10 protein-coding genes are annotated in these 14,838 nt (G+C 34.9%); 4 read left to right on the top strand and 6 right to left on the bottom strand.

All coding sequences use genetic code 11. The features are described 5' to 3' along the window. Window positions 1–87 precede the first annotated feature (87 nt). The 3 genes from bglX to PQ463_RS12575 all read left to right on the top strand — a co-directional run bounded on the left by bglX (window position 88) and on the right by PQ463_RS12575 (window position 4,893). Window positions 88–2,382: a beta-glucosidase BglX gene (gene bglX / locus PQ463_RS12585; protein WP_274254012.1), complete on the top strand. Its 2,295-nt coding sequence runs from the start codon at window positions 88–90 to the stop codon at window positions 2,380–2,382. An 853-nt stretch (window positions 2,383–3,235) separates the two neighbouring features. Continuing rightward, window positions 3,236–3,802: an HdeD family acid-resistance protein gene (locus PQ463_RS12580; protein ID WP_091133568.1), complete on the top strand. Its 567-nt coding sequence runs from the start codon at window positions 3,236–3,238 to the stop codon at window positions 3,800–3,802. Between the two features lie 134 nt (window positions 3,803–3,936). Further along, window positions 3,937–4,893: an aldo/keto reductase gene (locus tag PQ463_RS12575; RefSeq protein ID WP_274254011.1), complete on the top strand. Its 957-nt coding sequence runs from the start codon at window positions 3,937–3,939 to the stop codon at window positions 4,891–4,893. Window positions 4,894–5,032: 139 nt separating this feature from the next. Here PQ463_RS12575 and PQ463_RS12570 read toward each other — a convergent pair whose 3' ends face one another. From PQ463_RS12570 to PQ463_RS12545, 6 genes are all read right to left on the bottom strand, one after another. After that, window positions 5,033–7,012, bottom strand: a complete 1,980-nt coding sequence (locus tag PQ463_RS12570) for a retaining alpha-galactosidase (protein WP_274254010.1) — start codon at window positions 7,010–7,012, stop codon at window positions 5,033–5,035. Between the two features lie 144 nt (window positions 7,013–7,156). Then, entirely contained in the window at window positions 7,157–8,443 is a 1,287-nt protein-coding gene (locus PQ463_RS12565; protein ID WP_274254009.1) for a glycoside hydrolase 5 family protein, read from the bottom strand. Between the two features lie 135 nt (window positions 8,444–8,578). Then, window positions 8,579–9,769 carry an AGE family epimerase/isomerase gene (locus PQ463_RS12560; RefSeq protein WP_274254008.1) on the bottom strand — a complete coding sequence of 397 codons (1,191 nt, stop codon included), beginning with the start codon at window positions 9,767–9,769 and terminating at the stop codon, window positions 8,579–8,581. Window positions 9,770–9,776: 7 nt separating this feature from the next. Further along, entirely contained in the window at window positions 9,777–10,967 is a 1,191-nt protein-coding gene (locus PQ463_RS12555; protein WP_274254006.1) for a glycoside hydrolase family 130 protein, read from the bottom strand. 28 nt (window positions 10,968–10,995) lie between these two features. Further along, window positions 10,996–12,387, bottom strand: a complete 1,392-nt coding sequence (locus PQ463_RS12550; RefSeq protein ID WP_274254005.1) for an MFS transporter — start codon at window positions 12,385–12,387, stop codon at window positions 10,996–10,998. 36 nt (window positions 12,388–12,423) lie between these two features. Further along, complete coding sequence (locus PQ463_RS12545) at window positions 12,424–13,560, bottom strand: glycoside hydrolase family 26 protein (protein WP_274254004.1); 1,137 nt, start codon at window positions 13,558–13,560, stop codon at window positions 12,424–12,426. A 306-nt stretch (window positions 13,561–13,866) separates the two neighbouring features. Between PQ463_RS12545 and PQ463_RS12540 the strand changes: the two genes are divergently transcribed. Continuing rightward, window positions 13,867–14,745: an AraC family transcriptional regulator gene (locus PQ463_RS12540; protein ID WP_274254003.1), complete on the top strand. Its 879-nt coding sequence runs from the start codon at window positions 13,867–13,869 to the stop codon at window positions 14,743–14,745. Window positions 14,746–14,838: the final 93 nt, after the last annotated feature.

Below are 14,838 nucleotides of genomic sequence, written 5' to 3'. Positions count from 1 at the left end.
CCCGGAGGGGCACGCCCAAAAAAAGAAACTTAGGATCTCAGCATCTTAGAACCTTAGCAACTAAAAAAAAAACTAACTAAACCACATATGAAAAATAAAATAATAACCATTGGGATTTTTTCCCTGTTTACTGTTGGAAATATGAATGCACAGAAAAAAACATATCTGGATAAAAACAAAACGATAGAGCAAAGAATTGATTTGCTTTTGCCAATGATGACTTTGGAGGAGAAAGTAGGGCAAATGAACCAGTACAATGGTTTTTGGGATGTTACGGGACCAGCACCAAAAGGCGGAACAGCCGAATTAAAATATGAACATTTAAGAAAAGGATTGGTCGGTTCGATGCTTACGGTTCGCGGCGTAAAAGAAGTTCGTGCGGTGCAGAAAATTGCGGTTGAAGAAACACGATTAGGAATTCCGTTAATTATTGGTTTTGACGTAATTCATGGTTATAAAACGTTAAGTCCGATTCCGTTGGCAGAAGCGGCAAGTTGGGACTTGGAAGCGATTAAGAAATCGGCGGCAATTGCGGCAGATGAAGCTTCAGCATCCGGAATTAATTGGACTTTTGGACCTAATGTTGATGTGGCAAATGATGCGCGTTGGGGACGTGTGATGGAAGGTGCGGGAGAAGATCCATACTTGGGAAGTAAAATAGGTTATGCGAGAGTGAAAGGTTTTCAAGGAGAAACCATTGCTGATTTAGCTAAAGTAAATACGATCGCGGCTTGCGCGAAACACTTTGCCGCTTATGGTTATGTTGAAGCGGGATTAGAATATAATATTGTAGATATCAGTAATTCGAAATTGTATAATTCGGTTTTGCCTCCTTTTGAAGCAACGGTTGACGCTGGAGTTCGTACGTTTATGAATTCATTTAATACTTTGAATGGTGTTCCTGCGACTGGAAATGCCTTTTTGCAGCGCGATATTTTAAAAGGGAAATGGAAGTTTGACGGATTTGTGATTTCAGATTATGCTTCGATTCGTGAAATGATCGCGCACGGTTATGCAAAAGACGAAGCCGATGCAACGGCAAAAGCGGTGATTGCAGGTTCTGATATGGATATGGAATCGTATTTGTATGTGGCAAAACTGGTTGATTTGGTAAAATCTGGAAAAGTAAAAGAATCCTTGGTTGATGATGCGGTTCGCAGAATTTTAAGAGTGAAATTTGAGTTAGGATTATTTGATGATCCGTACAGATATTGTGATGAAAAACGCGAAAAAGAAGTGGTTGGAAGTAAAGCTAACAACGATGGCGTTTTGGATATGGCGAAAAAGTCAATTGTTCTTTTGAAAAATGAAAAGAGTTTGCTTCCGCTAAAGAAATCTGGGCAGAAAATCGCTTTAATTGGTGCTTTAGCCAATGATAAAAACAGTCCGTTGGGAAGCTGGAGAATTGCGGCTTCTGATGATACGGCAGTTTCGGTTTTAGAAGGAATGCAGCAATATAAAGACAATCAATTGGTTTTTGAAAAAGGAGTTGATTTATTAAAGCAAAAAGCAACTTTCTTGACTGAAACAGTTTTTAATACGACAGACAAAAACGGGTTTGAAGCAGCAAAAACAGCTGCAAAAAATGCAGATGTTGTAGTAATGGTTTTAGGTGAATATGGTTTTCAAAGCGGTGAAGGAAGAAGTAGAACTGATTTGAATTTGCCAGGTTTGCAACAAGAATTGTTAGAAGAAATTTACAAAGTAAATCCAAATGTAGTTTTGGTTTTAAATAATGGTCGTCCGTTGAGTATTCCGTGGGCAGCAGAAAATGTTCCGGCAATTGTAGAGGCTTGGCATTTAGGAACTCAGGCAGGAAATGCAATTGCTCAGGTTTTATATGGCGATTATAATCCGAGTGGAAAATTGCCAATGTCATTTCCTAGAAATGTAGGTCAGGTACCAATTTATTACAACAAATACAGTACAGGAAGACCAATTGACAGTGATAAAAATGTTTTCTGGTCGCATTATATGGATGTGGAGAAAACACCTCAGTTCCCGTTCGGTTTTGGGTTGAGCTACACAACTTTCGATTATAAAAACTTGAAATTAAATAAAACGGCTTTCGCAAAAGGTGAAAAGGTTCAAGTTAGCGTTGAGGTTACCAATTCTGGAAATTACGACGGAAAAGAAGTAGTGCAATTGTATATTCATGATGAATTTGCAAGTATCGTTCGTCCAATAAAAGAATTGAAAGGTTTTGAATTGGTAAACCTGAAAAAAGGTGAAACGAAAACAGTAAACTTTGCTTTAACTGATAAGGAACTTGGCTTTTATGATAATGAAGGAACTTATTTAGTAGAACCTGGAACTTTTAAAATCATGGTTGGAGGAAGCTCTGATAAAGGTTTGCAAAGTGGTTTTGAGATAAAAGAGTAAGTTTTTTTTGAGGTGCAAAGGGACAAGAGTAACAAAGGTTCAAAGTTTTTTAATCTTGCAATCCCGATAGCTATCGGGAGTAGAGTGGCAAAGTTTTTTTGAATAGCCCCTAGCTTTAGCTAGGGGAACATGATTTGAATAAGAAAGGGCTTTAGCCAAACTTTGTAGGTTTGGCTAAAGCCCTTTTTATTGTGTTTATGTTTTCATCCAGCTAAAGCTGGACGCTATTGAATTGTTATGTTGCAAAAGCTAAAGCAACAAGAATATCTTCTTTATTTAATTCTGTAAAATTCTCAATAATTTCTTCAAAAGCAATTCATATTTTTTGAATAGCCCCTAGCTTTAGCTAGGGGAACATGATTTGAATAAGAAAGGGCTTTAGCCAAACTTTGTAGGTTTGGCTAAAGCCCTTTTTATTGTGTTTATGTTTTCATCCAGCTAAAGCTGGACGCTATTGAATTGTTATGTTGCAAAAGCTAAAGCAACAAGAATATCTTCTTTATTTAATTCTGTAAAATTCTCAATAATTTCTTCAAAAGCAATTCATATTTTTTGAATAGCCCCTAGCTTTAGCTAGGGGAATAAGATTTGAATAAGGAAAGGGCTTTAGCCAAACTTTGTAGGTTTGGCCACAGCCCTTTTCATTTGATTATGTTTTCACCCAGCTAAAGCTGGATACTATTGATTTGTTGTATGCTTAAGGTGTTATATGTCAGTATTTTATTATATAAAAACTATTTTGGTTTATGCTTTTGTTTTATCTTTGATAGACAACCAATTAAAAATATTTTTTAATTGGTGTTTAAGGTAAGCTGAAAACTTTATAGAGTAGGCAAGATTTTAAAATAGTATTATGGAACATTCTTTATTTAAAAAAGTGAAAGCAGCAATTGATTATTGGTACATTCCGTTATTAGTGGGAATACTTTTTGTAATCATTGGATTTTGGTCTTTTGCCACACCTGTAAAAGCATATTTAACATTGGCATTTTTATTTAGTGTGTCTTTTCTGGTCAGCGGAATTTTTGAAATTATTTTTGCACTTTCAAACAGAAAAAAAATAGACAATTGGGGCTGGACACTAGTATCTGGAATTATAGGTTTAGGAGTTGGAATAGTATTAATTGCTAATCCGTTAGTTTCGGTAACACTTTTGCCACTCTATGTTGGATTGGCTATTTTATTTCGTTCTGTAATGGCTATTTTTATGGCTTTTAATTTAAAAAGCTATTCTGTTCCAGATTGGAAAAATCTTTTAGGATTGGGGATCTTAGGACTGTTATTTTCATTTTTATTATTATGGAATCCTGTTTTTGCAGGACTTTCAATAGTATATTGGACTGCTTTTGCTTTCATCGCAAGTGGTATTTTTTACATTTATTTTTCTTTCAAACTGAAAAAACTACACGATTTAGTTTAAAAAGAATTAGATTTTAATTTTCTTCCCCAGATTTAGCAGATTCGGCAGATTTTTTATCTCCTAAATCTGCTAAATCTGCGGGAGTTTTTTTTACCTTTAAAATCTATTAAAACTCCAACTTTTAAATTAAAAACATGAAATATAACAGATGCGGAAAAAGCGGTTTGTTGCTTCCTGAAATTTCTTTAGGATTATGGCACAACTTTGGTTCGGTTGATAATTTTGAAAACGCAGAAAGCATTGCTATTGAAGCTTTTGATAAAGGAATTACCCATTTTGATTTGGCGAATAATTACGGACCAGTTCCAGGTTCTGCTGAGGAGAATTTTGGTAAAATATTATGGCATAATTTTCAAGGAAATCTGCGTGATGAAATCGTGATTTCTACTAAAGCAGGTTATACTATGTGGAAAGGCCCTTATGGAGATTGGGGTTCGAGAAAATATTTATTGTCAAGTTTAGATCAGAGTTTGAAACGAATGAACATTGATTATGTCGATATTTTTTACTCGCATCGTCCTGATCCAGAAACGCCGATTGAAGAAACTATGATGGCTTTAGACCACGCTGTTAGAAGCGGAAAAGCTTTGTATGTTGGAATCAGTAATTATTCGGCAGAACAGACTCGTGTTGCTGTTGATGTTTTAAAACAATTGGGAACGCCTTGTTTGATTCATCAAGCAAAATACTCCATGTTGGAACGCTGGGTTGAAAATGGTTTATTGGATGTTCTGGAAGAAAAGGGAGTAGGTTGTATTGCTTTTTCACCTTTAGCACAAGGACTTCTGACTGATAAATATTTAAAAGGGATTCCCGAAAACTCACGAGCTCATAATCCGAATGGACATTTGAGAGAAGATGAGGTGACGCAAGAACGTATTCAGAAATTAATTCAGCTGAATGAAATTGCTCAAAATAGAAATCAGTCTTTGGCGCAAATGGCTTTGGCTTGGTTGCAGAAAGATAAACGAATTACCTCGGTTTTAATTGGTGCTAGTTCTGTAAAACAATTGTGTAATAATATTGATTGTCTGCAAAATACTGAATTTACAAATGATGAATTAAATGCGATTGAGAAGATTTTATCTTAATTGTAAAATGTGAATTGTGAAATGACGAAGAGGCATAATCGTAGAGACACACTGCAGTGCGTCTACATTTCGTTAATATAATGTATATTAAACCCGACAGGTTTTAAAAACCTGTCGGGTTTGTTTATAGAAATGGATTTTATTTTATAATCATCGCCAATCCGCCACCGCTTGCTAAACGATATTTTAGTTTAGTTGTCGAGTCAACGGTTATGATTTCCTTTTTATAATCAGTTGCCGCTTTGTCGGCATTTATTCCATCTGAGAAGATTTCGGCTTGGAATTTTTTGCCTTTTTCAAGGAAAGAAAAATCAATTGTTACTTCTCTAGAATCCCAATTTGTTATTGCGCCTAAGTACCAAGTATTTCCTTTTCTTCGGGCAATAGAAACATATTTTCCAACTTCACCATCAAGAGCGGTAGTTTCATCAAAAGTGGTCGGAACTTTAGCAATATAATCAGTGCTTTCTTGTTCCTTTATAAAAGCCGTCGGACTATCAGCCATCATTTGCAAAGGCGCTTCAAAAATGGTATAAAGTGCCAATTGATGGCATCTTGTTCCCTGACTCATTGGAGTGGAATGACTTGGCTTGAATTCGCTTTTTGTAGCATTTCGCATTGCGCCAGGTGTATAATCCATTGGTCCAGCCATCATTCTAATAAACGGAATTGTTACATCATAAAGCGGAACATCATCATTTGGTGTCCATTTATTGTTTTCTAAACCTTTTACACCTTCAAAGTTTAAAATATTTGGATACGTTCTCTGAATTCCAGTTGGTTTGTACATACCGTGAAAATCAATAATCAATTTATGATTGGCTGCTTTTTGCGCAATATTATAAACAGAATTTACCATTTTGGCATCGTCACGGTCAATAAAATCTACTTTAAAACCTTTTACGCCCAGTTTTGCATAATTGTCAAAAACGCGATCAATATTTTCATGCAAAGCCATCCATGAAGCCCACAAAATAATGCCCACGTTTCGTTCTTTCGCGTAAGCTATTAAAGCTTCCAAATCTACATTTGGATTGTGTTGCATGATATCGGTTTCAATGCTCCAGCCTTCATCCAAAACCACATATTCGACTTTATTTTTAGAAGCAAAATCAATATAATATTTATACGTCTGCGTATTGATGCCAGCTTTAAAATCTACATTGTAGATGTTCCAGTCGTTCCACCAATCCCAAGCTACTTTTCCAGGTTTTATCCAAGAAATGTCTTTTATTTTTGATGGTTCTGCCAATTTCTGAACCATATCATTATTGGCCAAAGCGGCATCATTTTCAGAAATCACAATTGCTCTCCATGGAAAAGTTCTCGTTCCTTTTGTTTTTACCAAATAATCGGCTCTTTCTGTAATTAGTTTGTTGAGGTGATTAAATCCTCCGTTGGTTTCTTGAATTGGATATTTAGAAAAACGAGATTCAAAACCTGTTTTATTTTTGTTATTCGTTACAAATAATCCCGCATAATCTTCGAGATCGGCTTCTAAGAAAACTGCCTTTTTACGGTTTTTATAATCAATTAAAAATGGAAGAAAAGCTAAAGTGTCTTTAGAAAATTCGCTTATTTTTTTGTTTTCATAATGCGACTCAAACGAAGAAATAAACTGATCTTTTGGATTTCTTAAATCACGTACATACGGCATCAAAGTATTATAATCCTTATCGAAATTCAGCATCACTTCTTCGTCTTTAACCGTAATTTCTTTTTTCTTTTTTGTGATGAATCGATATGCAGCGCCATCATCAAAAACACGAAATTCAATACTGAAATCATTTTTAAAATTTAGAATCAGTTTGTTGTATTGATCTTTAACGGTTTTCTTTTTGTATAAAGGCGTTTCAAAAAAAGTATTTACGCTTTCTTTTTCCGAATTTAAAACAACAGGATTTTTTCCTAAAACCTCATTTTGATCTAAAGTCATCGACATTTCAGATGGAGCCAAAATCAAATCTTTTTCATGCGAGATTGTCCAGCTGATTTTGTCATTCACAGTAATTTTAACTTCGATTTTTCCGTCGGAAGATTTTAGAACAAAGTCTTGTTTCTTTTGAGAAAAAGAGGTGTTCAGAAATAAAAAACAAAAAAGAATGAATGTATTTTTCATGTTGTATTTTTTATCAAATTTCAATTTTGTTATTCTGTAGAGGCGCACCGCAGTGCGTCTACGCCCAGTTTACGACGCGTATATTCGTTGCGCATAAGACGCACTGCAGTGCGTCTCTACAGAAAATAGGGATAAATGATCCTTTTATTTCTTTAATTCTGAATTGTATTTTTTTACAATTTCTAATGTTGATTTGTCTCCATTAAAAACTGAATTTAAACCTTGCGGTTCTTGCGGAGGATCTGTTGTAAAAGGTTCTCCTGGGGTCCATTTTCCGTCTGGATGAATTGCTTTTCCTTCGCCGCCATAACCCCAGAAATTGGCAGCCCTTAATGGGCCATTATTTTTAACGCTTTCTGCAACTCTTCCAAAAATATAGCTGTAAAATTTATCTCTGTAAACAGAAGAAGCTCCAGCGTTCAGGTTTTCGTTTTCCCTCGGAAGACCAAATTCTTCAATAATTATTGGGCGTTTTAAATTATTAGCGACTTTAATATGATCATCAATATATTTTCCAGCGTTTTCAATGGTTTTTGAAAATGTAGCTTCGGCATTATCGGCTTTAAACCAATTCCAGTTTTTAGGCCAGATATGCATCGTCAAATAGTCGATGTTCGGATTCTGATGCGTTCTCTCGAAGATTTCCATGCTGTCGTTGGAACTATTTTTCCCTTCAGAACCTGTAGAAACCAAATGGTTTTTGTCTAAACTATCAATCAAATCCACAATATTATTGAGCCATTTTGTGAATTTTGCTTCATTTTCTACCGTAAAAAGTCGAGGTTCATTTCCAACTTGCCAAGACATTATCGTATTATCTTCGTTGTATTTCTTTTTAGAATACGCATTTGTTCTGCCAATAATAAACTTCACATGATTGTTTAATGCTTCCATGCAAGGTTCGCAGCTATGAAACTGTTCTGTATATGACATAAATTGTGGCCATGTATTCGGCGGAATATTCGGAACCGGAACTGGACCTTTGCCATTCCATTCCAAATATTGCGACATTCCACCCGACCATTCCCAGTTATTGGTCAAGTATAAAACGGCATACATACCGCGTTTGCTCATTTCGCTGATTAGGAAATCCAATCCATCCAATAAATCTTCGTTGTATTTTCCTTGTTCGTATTGCAGTGCCGGACGAACTGTAAAATCATATTTTCCGCCATCAGCGCCAACTAAAACCCGTAAATTATCGATTCCGTTTTTCTTCATTAAATCCAACTCACGCAAAAGCCTTTTACGATCGCCTATTTTTTTAGAAGCCAGCATACTTCCGTACCAATAATTGGTTCCAATATAAGCATACGGTTTATCACCTTTGTAAAATTCATTTCCTTTTACGGTTATTCTTTCTTGCGCCTGACAAGCAATTGCAGAAAAAATCAAGGCTAATGAAAGGGTTTTAAAAAATCTTTTTTTCATAATTTATATTTTAAGGAGCTAATCCCGCTATCCGCTCCAATCTTTTTGTGCTGAACCCCAGCACAAAAAGGATTTCCACTTCTATCGGGGCTAGGGCTTTACGTTCTTCAAGACGTTTTGATTTTTATCTGAATCTTAATTTTCAATTCGATTAATAAGCTCCAAACAAGCACGGCCATTATGGTAAGGACATTTCCAGAATCCGGCTTTGTCTTTTTTCATTATACTATAATCGCCATAAACACCCCAATACCATTCTCCATTTTGCGGATCTATGATGTGTTTTTTTATGAATTTCCAGTTTTTGTAAACAATGTCCAGATATTCTTCTTTTCCAGTTAATTGATATGCATTATAAAAACCAATTATAGCTTCAGCTTGTGGCCACCAATGTTTTTCAGCAATTAATTCATTTTTTTCAGGATCAAATTCGTACCATAAACCGCCGTCAGCATCTAAACCTTCTTTGGTTACTTCTGCAATTTGAATGGCATGTTTTTTATAGTTAGCAATCAAAGTTTTATTTCCTGAAATTTCGGCGCATTGCTGCAAAAGCCAAGCGGCTTCAATATCATGCCCGTATGAAATAACGTCTGGTTTTTCTTTCCAGTTTTCGTCAAAAAACAAATGCAAATGGCCTGTTTCGGTATTGATAAAATATTTTTCGATGGTTTCTAGTAATTCGATGATAGTGGCAAGCAGTTTTTCATCTTTCCAAACCTTGTATAAATTCACATAACCTTCAATAATGTGAAGATGCGTATTCATGGTTTTCTTTTCATTGGCATCTTTTGCGCTCAAACGCAAATCTTCAATGGGCTGCCAATCTCTTGTGAAAGCTTCAAAATACCCTTTGTTTATAGGATCGTAACTATGTTCCTCAATTTTTAAGTATAGTTTCTTAGCAATATCTAAAGCTTTTTCTTCGTTTGAAATCGAATAATATTCAGACAATCCATAAATCGCAAAGGCTAAAGCATAAATCTGGTTTTTGGTGTCTTTTGGAGTTTTATCCTCATTAATACTCCAAAAAAGACCTCCAAATTGTGTATCATAAAAGTTAGCTGCAAGAAACTCAAATGCCCTTTCTGCCAGTTTTTTGTGGTTTTCGTTATTTGTGGTTTTGTAACTGGCAGAAAACGTCCAAAGGATTCGGGCGTTTAAAACCGAACCTTTTTCTGCATTTGCAATGAGTTGATCGTTAAAATCGATTTGTCCGACAAAACCGCCATTTTTTTCATCTACAGTTCGTTGAGACCAATAGTTTAGAATAGAATCCAGTTCTGCGGTTAATTCCGATTTTAAAAGCTTTAGTTGTAATGACACGGTATTTTTAGATTGCGTTATTTTTTTCGATTTGATTAATAATCGTTTGAACTGAACCCGCAGAAATAAAAGTGTCAGAAGGAGTATTAATCACATAATCAACCAATTTGTCAACTGTAGAAACTGCCACATGCATTCTCGTATCTGATGAAGCGTAATAAATGTAAACTGTTCCGTTTTCGCCTTCAATCCATCCGTTAGAAAACAAAACATTCGAAACATCACCAACTCTTTCAATTCCTTCAGGCCCCATAAAATGTCCAGCTGGAACGTGCGTAACTTTAGAAATATCATTCAAATCGGTCATGAACATGTATAAAGTATAGCGTAATCCTGCAGCAGTATTACGTACACCGTGCGCTAAATGCAACCAGCCTTTTGAAGTTTTAATTGGAGCTGGCCCCAAACCGTTTTTCAATTCATAAATAGTATGATATTGTTTTCCGAAAATAATTTTTTCGTCTTTAACAACTGGATTTTTCATGTCTTCAATATACCCTAAACCGATTCCGCCGCCTGAACCAACATCAATAAAACCATCTTGCGGACGTGTGTATAAAGCATATTTTCCGTTTACAAATTCAGGATGCAACACTACATTTCGCTGTTGTCCTGTATTCGAAATTAAATCTGGTAATCTCTCCCAGTTTACTAAATCTTTAGAGCGAACAATTCCTGCATTGGCAACAGCCGAACTTGTATCGCCTTTTGGAGCTTTTGGATCTTTTCTTTCGGTGCAGAAAATTCCATAAACATAACCGTCTTCGTGATTTATTAAACGCATATCGTACACGTTTGTATCAGGTTCCTCGGTTTGTGGAATTACGCAAGGTTTATCCCAAAATTTGAAATTATCTATTCCATTTGGACTTTCGGCAATGGCAAAAAACGATTTTCTATCAATTCCTTCTACACGAACGGCAAGTAGATATTTTCCGTTCCATTTCATTGCCCCAGCATTGAATGCTGCATTTACGCCAATTCGTTCCTGCAAAAACGGATTTGTATTTTCGTTAAAATCAAAACGCCAGTTTAACGGAATGTGAGAAGCGGTAACAACTGGATTTTTGTAGCGGTCGTATATACCATTTCCAACAATTTCCTGCGGTTCGTTTTTTTGTTCGATAAGTGTTTTATGTTCGTTTTCTAGTGCCAATTTTCTTTCTTGAAAATTGACTGAAGATGTTATTGTTGTCATATAAATTGATTTCTTTGTCTTTGGTTTTTTATTGATTTTGATCTCTCTTTTCGTTTAAATCCTGTTCTATAATCTGTAATTTTTCTTCTGATAAAGGGTAAAATGCTATAAAAGCTACTGATATCGCGGCCGCAATTGCTGGCAGTATGCTTAACATTAATTGAATTCCGTTTTGAGCGGTTGCAGTCTGCTCGACATTGGCCTGAAAGCCAAAATAACCTAAAAGCCATCCTGCTCCAGCACCGCCAATTGTCCATCCAAATTTTTGTGACATTGAGGATGCTGAAAACACCAATCCTGTTGCTCTTCTGCCTTGTTTCCATTCAGAATAATCAGCACTATCGGCGTACATTGACCAGATTAATGGAAAAATACAGCCTGCACAAATACTAATTAAAACTTGGAAACTCATGATTAAGAAAACATCTTCTTTTCCGAATAGATAGAAAACAAGACTTAAGATTGCTGCTAAAGCCATTGCTCCGAAAAAGGTTTTCTTTTTACCAATTTTATTGGCAATTGGAGTTGCAATAATAACTCCGATGATATTTGCGGCTTGCCCTAGAACCAAGTAAATAGAGGTTGGTGTCATATGAAAATCGGTTCCGAAAAGCGAAAAATCGAAATTCACAGAACTACTTACATAATATTTGAAATAGTAAACCGCAGCTCCATCGCGGATAGAATTGAATACCAAAGCGCCAATTCCAGCTCCTAGTAAAATCCACCAAGGTTTATTTTTTAGAAGATCGTTTAAATCTTCTTTTAAGTTATTTTGTTCGTCTGCAATGGGTTTGATTCTTTCTTTTGTGAAAGCAAAACAAGCCCAGAAAAAGACAGTTGTAATGAATCCGAAAACGGCAATTGTTGCCAGCCAACCGCTTTTAGAATTTAAATTTCCTCCAAAATAATTGACCAAAGGTTCAATTAGCCAAAGTGCCAAAAGACTTCCTCCAAAAGCAAAAACCATTCGGTAAGACGAAAGCGTGTTTCTTTCTTTTCTATCGGATGACATTACGCCCAAAAGTGATGCATACGGAACGTTGATCAAAGAATAAATCATCATCATTAAAGAATAAGTTACATAAGCATAGATGATTTTTCCTTTTTCGTCAAAATCTGGAGTATAAAAAGTTAAAACCCCAATCACGGCAAAAGGTATGGCTACCCAAAGTAAGTATGGTCTAAATTTTCCCCATTTGCTTTTGGTTCTGTCGGCTAGAATTCCAACAATCGGGTCAAAGCAAGAATCCCAGATACGGGTAATTAAAAACATGGTTCCGACTACAGCAGGCGCCAATCCGAAAACATCGGTGTAGAAGAACAGTAAATACATACTGAAAATTTTCCAGAACATAGAGGAAGCAGCATCTCCTAGTCCGTAACCGATTTTTTCTTTTAAACTAATTTTGTCGTGCATTGGTTATTTTTTAAGGTTGTAATTTGTTTCGGGCGGTTATTTTAATTTTTTTGGAATGTCTTTTTCAAATATAGTCTGATCGAGATTATAAAAATCAACAAAATCTTTTTCGCTTACTTGTCCACTAAATGGTGCATAATAGTGCATTTTCTGTTCTTTTTCCTGCCAGCCATGATTTCTCCACAACAAAACATAAGAAATTTTATAATCTCCAATGGCTTTTAGTAAAGTTCCTGTCCACCATTTTGGATCTGGAACAGCTTCATAACCAGCTTCGGCCAAGGCAATCAATTTATGTTTTTTTGTACTGATTTCATTGAGTATTTTAAACTGATTTTGGACTTCTCTGATAAATTTTTCACCATTTGGATCATCATTATTTTGGTAAGTGTCAAAACTTAAAATATCGGCATAATTATCTCCAGGATAATTGGCTAAAAAATCGGCTTCACTACTAAAACTTCCTGTGTTGTAGATATAAATTAGATTGTGAACGCCTTTTTTCTCTAAATAATCAACTGTAAATTTCCAAGCCGTTTTAAATTCTTCTGGAGTACAATTCCCTTTTCCCCACCAAAACCATCCTCCAGTAAGTTCATGAAAAGGTCTGAAGAGTATCGGAATGTTTTTTCCGTTTTTATCTTTTAAAGACAAAAAGAAAGCCGCGGCTTTATCTAGCCAAGAAGTGAATTTTTTATGGTTTTCGGCTCCAGGCAAAATGGTTTTTAAAGAATTAGGAACATTATTCCATGCGTTTTTTCCTGTTGCAGGATTATCAAAATGCCAGCTTATGGTTGAAATTCCGCCTCTAGCATTGGCATCTATAATATATTGTTTCATTTTAGCGAAAGGAACGCCGTCAATATTATTTGGTTTATCATTTTCTAAACCTGCAATATCCCATCCATAAACAGCTGGATAATCGCCTACAACATCTTTTACATCACTTCGTCCGTCTTCATATTTCCATTTTACACCATAAGCAAGGTCGTCTTGATGCCCAAATAAGAATCCTTTTTGAGATAATGTATTTAAGTTTTTATAAAGTGATTTAGTTTCAGTTGTTGCTTTTTTATCTGAAAGTGACAAATTAGTATCAGTGATACTTTTTTGAGATAAGCAGGAATTGCTTATTATAGTTATAGTCAAAAGCGTTAAAAAATGTTTTTTCATTGAGAAATTATTGGTTGATTGTTTAGCTAAAAGCAAAATAAACAATGGTTTACAGTTTTTTGATTATAGAGTTTGTTCTTTCGAAATTCTTTATGCTATCCTTGTTAAAATTATTAAAACTATAAAAAGTTATTTGATTAAAAATGATTAATGTTTATTATTAATATTCTTTTTAAAGAAATGATAATTAATTTTTTCAAAGATAAACGGATGATTAAACTGTAATTAATATTATTTTATCAATTATATATCATATTATTGCAGTCAAAAAAAAGAATATCATCTTTCTGAAAAATACTTTTTAATATGAGTACTACGAAAAATTTTTATAGAGAAATAGCGCCACTTGCTTCAAGTGACAGTTTTTTGGTTTTTGATCGCGTAAAAGATAGTTTCGATTTTCCAGTCCATTATCATCCAGAATTTGAGATCAATTTTATTCTAAACGGAAAAGGAGTAAAGCGAGTTGTGGGAGATAATATTGAAGAAATTGATAATGTAGAATTGGTTTTGATTGGGCCGAATTTATATCATGGATGGGAACTGAATAAATGCACAAATAAAAAAATACATGAAATAACCATACAGTTTCATAATGATTTATTTCATGAATCTTTGCTTGCAAGACGTATTATGAATCCGATTCGGGATATGTTTAACCGGTCTATTCATGGAATTTTGTTTTCAAAAAAAACCGCAGAGGAGTTAACGCCAAGGCTTGTGAGGCTTTCTAAATTGGATGGTATGGATTATTTTTTAGAAATCACTTCCTTATTATATGATCTGGCTAATTCTAGAAATCAGCGCTTGCTTTCTACATATACGGTAGACTACGATACTTTTGATGATTACGACAAAATGAAATTGGTTTACGAGTATGTGCAGAAAAATTTTGCAGAAAAAATTACTTTAGAAGATGCGGCAAATGTAGCGAGCATGTCTATTATTTCGTTTAATCGATTTATTAAAAAGCGTACTGGGAAAACTTTTGTCAATTATATAAATGATATAAGAATTGGTTACGCCGCACGTTGGCTGGTGGAGAAAGATATGAGTGTTTCTGAAGTAGCTTTCAAATCGGGCTTTAATAATATTGCAAACTTCAATCGCAGTTTTAAAGCAACAAAAAATTGCACGCCAAGTCAATATCGAGAAGAATTTTCAGGCTTGAAGCGTATTTTATAGTGATACTTTTTTATCACTAATAAATATTATTTTTAACGAAAACGTTTGCTTTTTGAGATTTCATTGGTTTTTATTCATTGTTTAGGTTCTTTT

This window comes from Flavobacterium sp. KACC 22763 (assembly GCF_028736155.1).
Lineage (GTDB): Bacteria > Bacteroidota > Bacteroidia > Flavobacteriales > Flavobacteriaceae > Flavobacterium.
Note: the sequence above shows the minus strand (reverse complement) of the source record. Positions and strands in the feature narration are given on the sequence as shown.

Excerpts from the sequence above, each read along its gene's own strand:
- bglX (WP_274254012.1), top strand. The coding sequence starts at position 88 with ATGAAAAATAAAATAATAACCATTGGGATTTTTTCCCTGTTTACTGTT.
- PQ463_RS12580 (WP_091133568.1), top strand. The coding sequence starts at position 3,236 with ATGGAACATTCTTTATTTAAAAAAGTGAAAGCAGCAATTGATTATTGG.
- PQ463_RS12575 (WP_274254011.1), top strand. The coding sequence starts at position 3,937 with ATGAAATATAACAGATGCGGAAAAAGCGGTTTGTTGCTTCCTGAAATT.
- PQ463_RS12570 (WP_274254010.1), bottom strand. The coding sequence starts at position 7,012 with ATGAAAAATACATTCATTCTTTTTTGTTTTTTATTTCTGAACACCTCT.
- PQ463_RS12565 (WP_274254009.1), bottom strand. The coding sequence starts at position 8,443 with ATGAAAAAAAGATTTTTTAAAACCCTTTCATTAGCCTTGATTTTTTCT.
- PQ463_RS12555 (WP_274254006.1), bottom strand. The coding sequence starts at position 10,967 with ATGACAACAATAACATCTTCAGTCAATTTTCAAGAAAGAAAATTGGCA.
- PQ463_RS12550 (WP_274254005.1), bottom strand. The coding sequence starts at position 12,387 with ATGCACGACAAAATTAGTTTAAAAGAAAAAATCGGTTACGGACTAGGA.
- PQ463_RS12545 (WP_274254004.1), bottom strand. The coding sequence starts at position 13,560 with ATGAAAAAACATTTTTTAACGCTTTTGACTATAACTATAATAAGCAAT.
- PQ463_RS12540 (WP_274254003.1), top strand. The coding sequence starts at position 13,867 with ATGAGTACTACGAAAAATTTTTATAGAGAAATAGCGCCACTTGCTTCA.